The organism is Polaribacter sp. Hel_I_88 (assembly GCF_000687935.1).
GTDB lineage: Bacteria > Bacteroidota > Bacteroidia > Flavobacteriales > Flavobacteriaceae > Polaribacter.
The window spans coordinates 2,982,718-2,995,988 of record NZ_JHZZ01000001.1; the positions used below are offsets into that span (position 1 = coordinate 2,982,718).

The following is a 13,271-nucleotide window of genomic DNA, read 5'->3' on the forward strand; positions in this document are numbered from 1 at the left end:
TGATGCAAAATTTTAAAAAAGAAATTTCACTTGAACTAAAAACATCTTTTTATATTTAAAGTAAAAAACGTTTTTTTACTTTTAACATTACTTCTTCATGAGTAGAAAATTTACCATTTTTAATGTCTTCTCTGCTTTCGTTTAAAAGTTTCTGAATTTCTTTAGGAAGTTCACCATAAAAATCTAATTTTTCATTTTTAAGATTATTTAAAATCTTTTATGTTAGAATTATCATCAATATTAAAATCAATTATTTTACTGTCAACTACAACTGCAAACTACAACTGCCAGCTGCCTACTAAACTAAAGCTTCTCTCAAAATTGTAATAGGATGTTTTGCAATACGTTTTGTGCCATCAAAAATTTGATGTCTACAGCTTGTTCCTGCAGCAGCAATTTCGGTTTCTGAACTATAATTTCTTACTTTTGGAAAAAGTGTGTCTTCACCAACCTGCATAGAAACTTTGTAATGCTCTTTTTCATACCCAAAAGAACCAGCCATTCCACAACAACCAGAACTGATAATAGTTACAGAATAATTTTTAGGAATATTTAAAACCTGAAAACTAGCATGTGTTCCTGATAAAGCTTTTTGATGACAATGTCCATGAATCTTAATATCTTTTTTTGCGGATGTAAAAAGAGAAATATCTATGTTTTCTTTCTCGATTTCTTTCGCTAGAAATTCTTCAAATGTAAAAGTGTTTTTTGCAATTTTTTCTGCGGATATTTTATCATCTGCTAACCTAATATATTCGTCTCTAAACGTTAAAATTGCAGAAGGTTCAATTCCAATTAATGGGATTTCATCAGTTATAACATTTTTAAAAATGGCAATATTATTATTGCAAATTTCTTTGGCTTCTTTTAAAAATCCTTTAGAAATATGACTTCTTCCACTTTCATCATGCGCAATATTTTTGATTTCATACCCTAATTTTTCTAACAGAAAAACAGCATCTTTTCCAATTGCTGAATCGTAGTAATTAGTGAATTCGTCCTTAAATAAAAAGACAGTTTTTTTAGACTTCTCAACAGAGTTTATCTTGAGCGAAGACGAAAGGCTCGAAGAGACATTATGTTTTTGCAACCAACTCTCTAAAGTTTCATTAGCCAATTTAGGTACTGAACGTTCTAAAGCAACTCCTAAAACCTTTTTTGCCAAAAGTGAATTCGTAAAAAAGTTTGTAATCGCTGGAAATTTACTTCCTAACTTATTGTATTTGGCATTGTTGGCAAACATTTTATTTCTAAAAGAATAGCCATTTGTTTCTTGATATTGATATAAAAACTCAGCTTTCATAGTTGCAATATCCACATTACTTGGGCATTCAGAAGCACAGGCTTTACAACTTAAACATAAATCGAAAACTTCTTTTAATTCTTTATGATTGAACTTGTTGGCTTCCTCTGAATTCGTTAAAAATTCACGTAAGGTATTGGCTCTTGCTCTAGTTGTATCTTTCTCATTTTTTGTGGCTCTATAACTTGGACACATAGTTCCTCCAGCTTCTACAGGTTTTCTGCAGTCTCCAGAACCATTGCATTTTTCTGCTAGTTTTAAAATTCCTTCACTATCAGAAAAATCTTGAATGGTTTCAATTGCTGGCTCAATTCTATCCACTTCATAACGCAAGTTTGTATCCATAGCAAAAGCATCTGTAATTTTCCCTTTGTTAAATACATTATTTGGGTCAAAAGCTTTTTTGATGCGTCTTAACAATTGATAATTTTGTTCACCAATCATTAAAGGAATAAATTCAGCTCTAACAATTCCATCTCCATGTTCACCAGAAAAAGAACCTTTGTATTTTTTGACTAACTCAGCAGTTTCTGTCGTAATTTTTCTAAATAAAACAACATCTTCCTTTTTCTTTAAATTCAAAATCGGACGTAAATGCAATTCTCCAGCTCCTGCATGTGCATAATACACCGCATTTTGCTGATATTTTGTCATGATTTGGGTAAACTCTTCAATGTAATTTGGTAAATCTTCTAAAGCAACAGCAGTATCTTCAATACAAGCAACAGCTTTCATGTCTCCAACCATATTTCCTAAAGCACCCAAACCTGCTTTTCTTAAATAATGCACTTTGGCAATGTCTGCTCCATACACTTTTGGATGATGATACCCAAAGTCATTTTGTTCCAAATCTGCAATTAATTTATCTGCTAAAAGTTCGGCTTCTGGTAAAGTGTTTGCAGAAACTTCTAACATTAAAACTGCTTCAGGATTTCCTTGTAAAAAGAATCGGTTTTTAGCTAATTCTCTGTTGTTTTTTGTGCAATCTAAAATGGTTTTATCCATCAGTTCACAATTATACAAACTGTGATTCATGGCAATTACAGTCGCTTTTAAACTTTCATTAATTGATTTAAAATGCGTACAAACCATAATGCTTTCGGTAGGAGGTAAATCATCTAATTGCAATGTAATTGCTGTAGAAAAAGCCAAAGTGCCTTCACTTCCAGTTAAAAATTTAGCAACATTTATCATGGATTCTGTGCCTCCAAATAAATCTGAAGTTAAGAATTCATCAACTGCATACCCTGTATTTCTTCTATGAATTGCTGGTTTTGGGAATTCGTTTTTTATTTCTTGTTGATTTTCTTTTGATGATAATTCAGTATAAATTCGTTTATAAATTTTACCTTCTAAAGAGTCTAATTTGGTTTTCTCAATAAATTCATCCGAAGTTATTTCTTTGAAAATTGCTGTGCTTCCATCGCTTAAAATAGCATCAATTTGTAATACTTTATCTCTGGTAACTCCGTATTTTATAGAGGTGCTTCCAGAAGAATTATTACCAACCATTCCACCAATCATACATCTGTTAGAGGTTGAGGTGTTTGGTCCAAAAAATAGGCCAAAAGGTTTTAAAAATGTGTTTAAAGAATCTCTTACAATTCCTGGTTGTAGAGTGATTGTTTTTGCTTCTTCATCAAAAGAAAGAATATTGGTAAAATGTTTAGAAACATCAACTACAATTCCATCTCCAACACATTGTCCTGCAAGTGAAGTTCCAGCAGTTCTTGGTATTAAAGTGACGTTGTTTTTGGTAGCAAAATCAATTAAGATTTTAATGTCTTTGTTATCTTTTGGAAATGCAACTGCTAAAGGAATTTTTCTATACACAGAAGCATCTGTAGCATATAAAGTTTTGTGTAAATTATCGAACAAAACATCTCCAGAAAGTGCATTGTGTAAAGTTTCTAATACTGAAATTGCTATCATCAAAAAAAGTGTAAAATATCTTATTTACAAATATCTGAATAAATTAATCAATGAAAGAAACTGTTCGCTAAATTCTAAAATTTTTGTCAAATTACTAAAATTGACGTTTAATTTAAATGAATATTGCTTTTAATTGAGATAAGCCATTTCTTTTTCTAGTTTTTATTGTGCCTAAAGGAATATTGTATTCTTCTGAAATTTCTTTTTGAGTAAAACCTTCAAAATACAAAAGGTTTAAAATATTTCTAAGTTTAGGTTCTAAATTAGCCACAATTTTATTAAGACCAATAGTATTTGTTGTGGAATCTGAATCTGTATGAGACATAAAATTATTAGCAAATTTCTCTGAACTTATGTTTTTCAATGATTTTTTGGAAACTTTAGATCTTGTATAATCAATAGCAGAATTCCTAGCAATATTTAAAATCCATGTAAAAAATCGACCTTTTTTAGACGAGTAATTTGCAGCATTGTTCCATATTTTTAAAAAAACGTCTTGTGTTAGTTCGCTTGCAACATCTTTATTTTTAACAATTTTTAAAATAATTCCATACACACTATCAGCATATATAGTATGTAACTCTTCGAAAGCCGTTTCATTTTTATTTTGAAATCTTTTTATTAGTGCATCTAAGTCTGTCATAAAATCATTTTAATTTGTTTAACAAAGATACTTTGATGTTAGACGAAAAAATGAGCTCAATGCAATTAGATTTTAACCTTAATAAGAATTTGTTTCATCCTTACAAAAACTATTATTCTAAATAGACCATCTTCTATGTAAGAAAAATTCAATGATTGAAAATAGAATAATTGGTGTTTATAATTTTGATAAAAATAAGATGAAGAAGTTTTAGATAAAGGTTTAGTTTGTGATATAAAAAGTTGATATTGTATTTGTTATATTCGAATTAAGAAAAGTTTAAAGGAACTTTTAAAGTTGTAAATTGTGTGGATTTGACTCAAATTTAATATAAAGAGTATGTTTTAAAAACAATGATTATGTAAAAATAATGTATGTAAACTGGTAAACTTAGCTGATGGTAGTAAATTTTATTTTTTAATCAATTTTTGAATGGTTGAAGCCCCATTTTTAAAATGTGTTTTTATAAAATAGATGCCATTAGAAAATTGAGAAATGTGTATCTGATTTTGAAATCCGTTTATTTTTAGTATTGACGAACCAATAGTATTTATAATTTCGATATTAGCTATTTTATTAGGTTCATCCGTTTTAACATGAATGAGCTCGTTAGCGGGATTTGGATATATTGTTAATTGAGGAATGGTAGCATCGTTAGTAGAATTATTTGATAAAGTAACAGATTTTGCTTTTATGCTTTCAATTTTAAAATAATCGATTACTAAAGTATGGGTACCAGTCCAATTAAAGTTTCCTGCCCAAGGTAAATTCCTAAAACCAATAATCACTTCTGACCATCCTTTAGCAATATTTGTATCAAAAGAATCTTGTAATACACCATCTATAAAAAAATCTACACTATCTGATCTCCATTCTATGGTGTAGGTATGAAACTCATCATCCATTAAAGAGATTTTTTGATTATCTACATTTACTACTGCTTTTGCAGAACCTGTATGTGGAAGAGCCGTATTTTCATCTGCATCTCTCCAACTATTAAACCGTGCATCTGTCCAACCATTTGGAGTTGTTATATCATGAGGAGCTGCATCTCTATCCTGAGCTACTACTTCAATATCTACTTCATTAAAAATTGAGCCTGTTTGAGTATAAGTGAATAAAAAAGCGACTAAACCACCAGCTACAACAGCTCCTTTCATTCTAACTTCTAAGCGATGATTTTCTCCAACACCTCCAAAAATTAATGTTTGATATGGATGTATTAAATCAGTATCATTGGTAATGTCAGCATCTACTTTTAGATACGCAAAACCATCTCCAGGAATAAATTTTTCCCAAGTGTCTTGTGTTGGATCAATTTCATTATAAAAGGCCCAATAGCTATCTACTGGAAGTCCTGAAGGATAACCAGCTGTATTGAAGTCTTCAAAATAACTTGTTTGACTATTAATATCGTTAATTTGAAAAACTAAAAGTATGAAAACGAGAAGTTTATATTTCACTAAAAATACTTTTAGTAAATATAAGACAAATTTTTTAAACGTATTTTTTATGAAATTATGGTACTTCTAGCTATAAGTTTCTGAAATTATTTAAAACTAATATTCACTAATAGAAGAAACTTAAATGACCTAAACAATTGGTTGCATTTACTTTTAAAATAGAAAATATATCAGGAATATTTGAAGTTTAAAAATGCGCAGATTTGACTATTATAAAGTAAATACTTAAAATGCAACTTTAGAAGATATCTTAAAAATGAAATTTTACAAGTAATGATTAATGGCAAATTAGCAAATCAAATTGAAAAGCTAATTTGCCATTTGTTTATTTTATAGTTTAATTATTTTTTTAATGATTGTTTTTCCATTGTCTAATTCTGCTTTTAAGAAATAGATTCCTTTAGACAATTTAGAAATATCAATATTTTCTTTATAGTCCCTAACTTCTATGACTGATGCTGATACTGCATTATATATTTTAATCGATTTAATTTTTAAATCTTCATAATTTTTTAACTTTAGAATAGTATGAGAAGGAACTGGATAAATGGTGAAATTTTCAAGATCGAAATTTGTAGTTGATAAAGCTGCTGCTTCTCCAAAGAACTCTATTTCTGTAATATTAGACCATTGACTTTTTCTGGAATTTCCATCAACATTAAAGCGTCCAAAAGAAAGTAATTTTACATAACGCGCATTTGCTGTTATTTGATATTGATCAAAACCTTCTCTAGTTCCTGTAGTGGTTGTAATTTGTAAATCGCCAGAAGTTGGTAGAATTTTGGTAAAATCTGTTGTTTCAGTTCCTGTTGTAGAAACCCAAATTTGAAATCCATAAGGATCAGCTTTATCGTCTGTAGCAATTTGAATTAAATCTAATTGATACTCTTTGCTTAAGTCGAAAATGATAAATTCGCCATCGCTTTTATAATCTCCAGCTAAAACATCTTGATCATCTGCTGTCCATTGCGTATTAAGATCTTTATCTAACGTGTTTACTGCAAAATTGGTTCTGCCACCTTCTGTTTGTTCTTTAGAAAATGAATGAATTGAAACAGGACCACCACCTGCAACATTATTTATAAGTGGGTATAAATCTGTTAAATCTGCACCTTCTTGCGTAATATTTAAAGTTCTTTCAATGGCGTCACTTCCTGTTGTTTGTGTAAATGTTACTGAACCTGTTCTGCTAGTAGTTTGTTCGTTTTTAGTAACAGATAATGATATTGTTGCATTTCCATTACCAGCATTTATATCAATACTTATCCAATTATCATTTACAACAGCTTGCCAACCCACATTTGCTGTTACAAAAATATCGTTGCTAGAAGCACTTGCTGCAAGTGAAGATAAACTGCTAACTGTTAATGATTCTGTTACTGCAATAGTACAATTTCCATTATTTATACTTGCTCCAGCACTATCTAAAAAACAAGCTCCAATTCCATAACCAACCATAGCATCTGTAATAGGTGAGTTATTGCCTAAGTTAGCACCTTTATTTGCAGAACCTGTTCCTGTGAATGTAAAAATTTCTCCATTTGGAGTTGCTGTAATTCCTGTTTCTTCAGAGAAGCCAGCATTTGTTTTGCCCAAGGTAGTTCCAGTAAATACGTTTCCACTATACGTTAAAGCAGTTCCAAGATTTGCGTACGAAGTTTCTGTATCTCCAGAAATAACTGATGTTATATTTGGATTGTTTTCTGCAAAATAAATTAAATTGTTAGAAACTGTTCCTGTAGGATCTGTAGAGCCTTTATCTGTATTATAAAATAATGGAGCATTTGTATTTACAATGGAATTGTTAGATACTATGATGTTTTCGGATTTTTGATATCCGTTAGAAACATTGGTAGAATTACAATCTACAGCTGCATTGTCAGAACCACCAATAAAGGTGATGCCATTATTCCATTTGGCTTGATCAAAGACAGTAATACAATCTTGAATATAATTATTGGTGATGGTATGATTGCTATCTGTAATTCTAATGCCTCCTGTTCCATCTACATTTTCTCCTAAAAAGTAATTTCCATCTACTAATGCGTTTGATCCATGTCGTAAAACCAAAGAACCTCTAGACTGCCTAAAAGTGTTGTTTGTGTAGGTGTTGTTTTTACTTTTATTGGTGATAATTTCATTTTCTCCATCTGCTTTTACAAAGTAATTGTTATGAACAAGTGCTCCACTATTTACGTTTTGATATTCACTTGTTCCAATTCTAATGGTTTCACTATCTCCAGCATTACTTTTAGTAGCATCCATTTTTTCGAAATTGTAGAAATAATTATTACTGATTGTATGACCAACTAAATTACAGCTTGTATTAATTTCTGGTTCGCCATCTGCAACTTCAGGAAATGCATTGTAAGCGTATTCTGCCAAGATTAAGGCACCAGCACTTTTTTTATTCATAAAAGTACAGTTAAGTACGGAATTGTAAGTTCCGTATAAAACGATCCATCTATGTTTTGTAATTGAATTATCTATAATGTCTTCAGCTAAATCACTTGGTTCGATTTGTAAGCCATCAATAACACAATTTTGAATTGTACTATGATGTGCATAGTTATTTCCATTTCTAAATTCAATAAAGTTACTAGCTCCATAACCACCTTTCCAATGAAAGCCATCTACCACCAAATATTCTCCAGTTGCTGTTGTTACACTATTTTCTGATTCGCCACCAATTGTTAAACGAGCTCCACCAGTAAAAACGACACCTCCAGGAGTTTCTGCTCTAAAAGTTACAGGTTTTTCGGCAGTTCCAGATCCCAGAAACCTCATTCGTTCGTCAGTTGAATACGTTCCGTTTTTTAGTATAATTAAATCTCCTGGTTGATAAATTACATTTCTTAAATCCTCAGGGTCATCAATCGTATAGGTTTTGTCTTGGGATAACATTTTGTAATTACTAGATAAAACAAGTAATAAAATGCATGATTTTAAAATAAAATCCTTCAAAAAAGAAAACGTTTTTTTTGTAATTTTAAGTTTCATAGTTGTTTAATTTATAGATTTATAATTGGTTACCCAAACTGGTTAACCAAATGTAGTATTTTTTTTTAGATAAAAACAAATCTTTTTTAGTATAGTGTCAGGTATTTGTGTTTTAATTTTTGATGAATTTTTAAACATGAAATATTCGTTATTATATTAGTTAAAAAGAAGATGAAAACTAACTGACATATTTACAGATTAATAACTTTTTTTTAATTAGCTGGTTTTTCAATTATTTTTATAAAATGCCAGCTATTGTTGCTATGAGTAGTTTCTATCAGTATTTGTGTTTATTGATATTTTTAGAGAATAAATTTAGCTTTCTCATAAATGCTGTTTGGCTTGGTTTTAGCGGTCTTAATAATTATAATTTTAAACAGAAGTAGTTATTGCATAAAAATTATGTAAATATCATTTCTAAAAAAAGTAAATATTAGTATGAGTCAAGTAAAAGAGAACAACACAGTAAAAGTAAATTACACAGGAAAATTAGCTGATGGACAAGTTTTTGATAGTTCTGAAGGTAAAGAGCCTTTAGAAATTACTTTAGGGCAAGGAAAGTTAATTCCTGGTTTTGAAAAAGGTTTAATTGATATGAAATTGAACGAGAAAAAAACTATTACTATTGCTAAAGATGATGCTTATGGAGATGTAAACGATGCCTTAATTCAAGAAGTAAATAAAGCACAATTACCACAAGATATGGCACCAGAAGTAGGGATGGGTTTAGTATCTAAAACTCCAGATGGACAAGAAATTAATTTATTGGTTGTAGAAGTAAAAGACGAAACAATTGTGGTGGATGGGAATCATCCATTAGCAGGTAAAGACCTTGTTTTTGATTTAGAAGTTTTAGAAATTAAATAGAATTTTAATTTTTTTATACATAGCCTGACAGTTTTACTCAAAATTGTCAGGTTTTTTTTTGTATCTTTTTAAAAGAAATGAACTGTATTTCATAAAGCAATGTTAAAAACTAACCTTTAAACTCTTTGAATTGCTATATTTGAGAATTAAACAAAAACCAAACTTTATAATGAAAAAATTACTGTTACTTTTCTTATTTATATCTGTTTCAATTACTGCTCAAAAAACAGATTTATCTTATTATTTGCCAGCAAACACAAATTACAACCAAAACATACCAACTCCAGCATCTGTAATTGGACATGAAGTAGGTGAGTGGCATGTTACACACGATAAATTAGTGGAATACATGAAAGCTTTAGCAGCTTCATCAGATAGAATATCCATAGAAAATAGAGGCAAAACCTATGAAGGTAGACCTTTGTTATTATTGACGATTACTTCTCCAGAAAATCATAAAAATTTAGAGACTATTCGTGAAAAACATATCGAAGCTACCAATAGCAATTCAGTTGATGTTTCTAAAAACCCAATAGTTGTGTACCAAGGATTTTCAATTCATGGTAATGAGCCAAGTGGATCTAATGCAGCTTTGGCAGTTGCTTATTATTTAGCTGCAGCAGATAATATAGATGATTTGCTAAACAATACTGTAATCCTTTTTGATCCTTCTTTTAATCCTGATGGTTTACAGCGTTTTGCGTATTGGGCAAATACAAACAGAAGTAAAAATATCAATCCAGATCCTAATGATAGAGAATATTCAGAGATTTGGCCAAGAGGAAGAACCAATCATTATCAATTTGATATGAATAGAGATTGGTTGCCTGTGCAATTGCCAGAAAGTACTGCAAGAATTGCGAGTTTTCATAAATGGTTGCCAAATATTTTAACTGATCATCATGAAATGGGAAGCAATTCTAGCTTCTTTTTTCAACCAGGAATTCCTAGTAGAACAAATCCTGCTACACCACAAATGAACCAAGATTTAACCAAAGAAATTGCAACCTATCATGCAAAAGCGTTAGATAAAATTGGCTCTCTATATTATTCAGAAGAAAGTTTTGATGACTTTTATTATGGAAAAGGCTCTACATTTCCAGACATTAATGGAAGTATTGGTATTTTGTTTGAACAAGCAAGTTCTAGAGGACATGCACAAGAAACTGAAAACGGAATTTTAACATTTCCATTTACGATTAGAAATCAATTTACAGCAGCCTTATCTACTTTAGAAGCTGCTAAAAATATGAGAGTAAAAATCTTACAATATCAGCAAGATTTTTATCAAGAATCTAGAAATTCAGGAACCAACAAAGCTATTGTTTTTGGTGATGAAAAAGATGCTGCTAAAAGCTTTCATTTGGCAGAAGTAATGAAAAAGCAACACATTAAAATTCATGAAGTAAAAGAAGATTTTACTGAAAACGGAAAAACCTTTAAAAAAGGCTATAGTTATATAGTTCCTATGAATCAGAAAAACCAACGTTTGGTAAAAGCGATGTTTCAAGTAAAAACTAAATTTCAAGATAGTTTGTTTTACGATGTTTCTGCATGGACTTTTAATCATTCATTTGGTGTAGATTTTGCTGAAAATGTTTCCATTTCTAAAGCAGGAAATGAAATCACAGATTTAAAAATGAATGCAGGTAACGTCTCTTTTAAAAGTGATTATGGGTATTTAATGCCTTGGAATGAATTTTATGCTCCCAAAGCTTTAAATGCTATTTTACAAAAAGGATTGCGTGCAAAAGTATCAATGAAAAACTTTAAAAATGGAGGAAATGCTTATGAGTATGGAACCATTTTTATTCCTGTGCAAAACCAAGAATTAAATGCAGCTGAAATGTATCAATTCTTAAATAAAGTTGCAGATGAAAGTCATGTTAAAATTGCAGGTGTTACAACAGGTTTAAATGACGGAATTGATTTAGGTTCCAATAATTTTGAAGCAATTACAAAACCAAAAGTAGCCATGATTGTTGGTGATGGAGTTGCAGGAAACGATTCAGGAGAAATTTGGCATTTGTTTGACCAACGTTTTGACATGCATTTAACACGTTTAGATACGCGCGATTTTAATAGAATGGACATTGCAAAATATACGCATATTGTAATTCCAAGTAGTGGATTAGAGAAAGCAGCTGTAGAAAAATTAAAAACGTGGGTTCAAAATGGTGGAATTATTGTAGGGTATAAAAATACAGCTAGATGGTTGGCAAGCAACAAAATGATCAATTTAAATTTTGAGAGTCAAAAAAGAGATTCCGTTAAAAATGTTTCTTTTGAAAACCGTTCTTTACAATCTGGAGCGCAAGTTATTGGAGGCGCAATTTTTGAAGCAAATTTAGACAGATCTCATCCAGTAAACTTCGGTTATAAGAATGATAAATTAGCTTTATTTAGAAATTCAACTATGTTTATTACTGCTGATAAAAACAGTTATAACAACCCAATTCAATATACTTCAAATCCATTATTAAGTGGTTACATATCAAAAGAAAATGCAAAAGTAATACCAAATACAGTTCCTTTTAAAGCGCAGCGTTTTGGAAGAGGTAGAGTGATTGTTTTTACAGACAATACAAATTTTAGAGCTTTTTGGTTCGGAACGAATAAGTTGTTAATGAATACTATTTTCTTTGGAGACAAGATGTAGGAAATTCAGTTAGCAGTTTATCAGTAAGCAGTTGGCAGTCTGTAAGTTTTAGCAATTTCAGACCTCACAGGTTTTCAAAACCTGTGAGGTCTTTTATATTGTTGAATTTGTGGCGTTTTTGCTGTAACAAAATCAAGAGTAAAACGTCTTATTGATAACTAACCAACATTTAAATGAGCATTTTTAGAGTATTTTTTGCCATCTTTTTTCCACCACTTGCTGTGATTGATAAAGGTTGTGGTTCTTTTGTAATTATTTTTTTATTAACACTTTGTGGTTGGATTCCAGGTATTATTGGAGCTTTGGTAATTTTGAATAATCCCAAAAATTAATGAAATCGTCTTTGTGAAGTTTACTTTTTTTAAACTTCTAACTTACAGTTTCTAACTAACCTGCTCACCATTTTTAATTCCTTTACTAGCTTGCAATAAAACAACATCTCCATCAGTATTATAAATACCTAACACCAAACATTCGCTCATAAAATTGGCAATTTGTCTTGGTTTAAAGTTGATAATAGCTGCAACTTGTTTTTTATGTAAATCTTCTTTAGAATACAAATCCGTTATTTGAGCACTCGATTTTTTTACACCTAAAACACCAAAATCTATTTTAAGTTGATAGGCTGGTTTTCTAGCTTTTGGAAAATCGTTTACTTCAATAATAGTTCCAATTTTGATATCAACTTTTAAAAAATCTTCGAAGGTTATTGTTGGTTTCATTGCTATTGATTTTTAAGGTGTGATTTAGGTTTCATAAAAAGAATATAAAGACTTCGACAAGCTCAGCCTGACATTCGATATTTAAACTGTTATTATTTATGTAATAAATTACGTTTCTTATTATCAACAATTACACAATTACACAATTACACAATTACACTATTTCCTCTTCCCAACTTTCTGAATTACCCAAAGTGGACCAATCAATAAAAACTCTAAATCTTTTAAGAACGATGGTTTTGCACCTTCTACTTTATGACCATAAAACTGACCAATCCACCCCAACACAAAAATGGTAATGGAAACATAGAGTAAATTAAAATTGTTACCAATCCAAAAATTAAGAATGATACAAAGTAGCATCACAAAAAGCATTTCTACAAAATACCAGAAACCTAATTTTAAATAAAAGAAGGAAATAAGTAAACCAACAACTGCAGCCCAATTTTCTAACAACGGATTGTACAAACCAAAAGTATCTCTTAAAAAAGAAGTTGGAATGCACATCAACAAGCCAATAACACTAAAAAAAATAAGCGGAACACAAATATAATGGATGGCTTGGTTGGTTTCATTTTGATGACTTAAAGCATACTCATCAAAATATTCTTGTGCGTTTTTCATGTTCTTTAAATTGAGATTTAAAGATAGTAATTTATAAAAAGAAATATAAAATTTAAAA

9 protein-coding genes are annotated in these 13,271 nt (G+C 30.2%); 3 read left to right on the forward strand and 6 right to left on the reverse strand.

The window, feature by feature from the left end:
* Positions 1-298: 298 nt before the first annotated feature.
* The 4 genes from P161_RS0113195 to P161_RS0113210 all read right to left on the reverse strand — a co-directional run bounded on the left by P161_RS0113195 (position 299) and on the right by P161_RS0113210 (position 8,245).
* A complete protein-coding gene (locus P161_RS0113195; RefSeq protein WP_026777410.1) occupies positions 299-3,235 on the reverse strand; it encodes an FAD-binding and (Fe-S)-binding domain-containing protein in 2,937 nt (978 codons plus the stop codon).
* A gap of 112 nt (positions 3,236-3,347) precedes the next feature.
* Positions 3,348-3,878: an RNA polymerase sigma factor gene (locus P161_RS0113200; protein ID WP_026777411.1), complete on the reverse strand. Its 531-nt coding sequence runs from the start codon at positions 3,876-3,878 to the stop codon at positions 3,348-3,350.
* A gap of 410 nt (positions 3,879-4,288) precedes the next feature.
* Entirely contained in the window at positions 4,289-5,341 is a 1,053-nt protein-coding gene (locus tag P161_RS19150) for a T9SS type A sorting domain-containing protein (protein WP_051605755.1), read from the reverse strand.
* A 330-nt stretch (positions 5,342-5,671) separates the two neighbouring features.
* Positions 5,672-8,245 carry a chondroitinase-B domain-containing protein gene (locus tag P161_RS0113210; RefSeq protein ID WP_231494746.1) on the reverse strand — a complete coding sequence of 858 codons (2,574 nt, stop codon included), beginning with the start codon at positions 8,243-8,245 and terminating at the stop codon, positions 5,672-5,674.
* A gap of 534 nt (positions 8,246-8,779) precedes the next feature.
* Here P161_RS0113210 and P161_RS0113220 point away from each other — a divergent pair.
* The 3 genes from P161_RS0113220 (at position 8,780) to P161_RS19385 (ending at position 12,199) form a co-directional block, all read left to right on the forward strand.
* The gene (locus P161_RS0113220) at positions 8,780-9,208 is read left to right on the forward strand and encodes a peptidylprolyl isomerase (protein ID WP_026777413.1); all 429 of its coding nucleotides are present in this window, start codon (positions 8,780-8,782) and stop codon (positions 9,206-9,208) included.
* Between the two features lie 169 nt (positions 9,209-9,377).
* Positions 9,378-11,867, forward strand: a complete 2,490-nt coding sequence (locus P161_RS0113225; protein ID WP_026777414.1) for a M14 family zinc carboxypeptidase — start codon at positions 9,378-9,380, stop codon at positions 11,865-11,867.
* Positions 11,868-12,040: 173 nt separating this feature from the next.
* Positions 12,041-12,199, forward strand: coding sequence for a YqaE/Pmp3 family membrane protein (locus P161_RS19385; RefSeq protein WP_081817044.1), 159 nt, complete (start codon positions 12,041-12,043; stop codon positions 12,197-12,199).
* A 51-nt stretch (positions 12,200-12,250) separates the two neighbouring features.
* Here the strand turns inward: P161_RS19385 and P161_RS0113235 are convergent, their stop codons facing one another.
* Positions 12,251-12,589: a tRNA-binding protein gene (locus tag P161_RS0113235; RefSeq protein WP_026777415.1), complete on the reverse strand. Its 339-nt coding sequence runs from the start codon at positions 12,587-12,589 to the stop codon at positions 12,251-12,253.
* A 159-nt stretch (positions 12,590-12,748) separates the two neighbouring features.
* On the reverse strand, positions 12,749-13,213 hold the full coding sequence (locus P161_RS0113240; RefSeq protein ID WP_026777416.1) for a DUF962 domain-containing protein: 465 nt from the start codon (positions 13,211-13,213) through the stop codon (positions 12,749-12,751).
* Positions 13,214-13,271 lie beyond the last annotated feature (58 nt).

What these genes read in the sequence shown, in the direction of transcription:
- P161_RS0113195 (WP_026777410.1), bottom strand. Translation starts at nt 3,235, where the DNA reads ATGATAGCAATTTCAGTATTAGAAACTTTACACAATGCACTTTCTGGA.
- P161_RS0113200 (WP_026777411.1), bottom strand. Translation starts at nt 3,878, where the DNA reads ATGACAGACTTAGATGCACTAATAAAAAGATTTCAAAATAAAAATGAA.
- P161_RS19385 (WP_081817044.1), top strand. Translation starts at nt 12,041, where the DNA reads ATGAGCATTTTTAGAGTATTTTTTGCCATCTTTTTTCCACCACTTGCT.
- P161_RS0113210 (WP_231494746.1), bottom strand. Translation starts at nt 8,245, where the DNA reads ATGTTATCCCAAGACAAAACCTATACGATTGATGACCCTGAGGATTTA.
- P161_RS0113235 (WP_026777415.1), bottom strand. Translation starts at nt 12,589, where the DNA reads ATGAAACCAACAATAACCTTCGAAGATTTTTTAAAAGTTGATATCAAA.
- P161_RS0113220 (WP_026777413.1), top strand. Translation starts at nt 8,780, where the DNA reads ATGAGTCAAGTAAAAGAGAACAACACAGTAAAAGTAAATTACACAGGA.
- P161_RS0113225 (WP_026777414.1), top strand. Translation starts at nt 9,378, where the DNA reads ATGAAAAAATTACTGTTACTTTTCTTATTTATATCTGTTTCAATTACT.
- P161_RS0113240 (WP_026777416.1), bottom strand. Translation starts at nt 13,213, where the DNA reads ATGAAAAACGCACAAGAATATTTTGATGAGTATGCTTTAAGTCATCAA.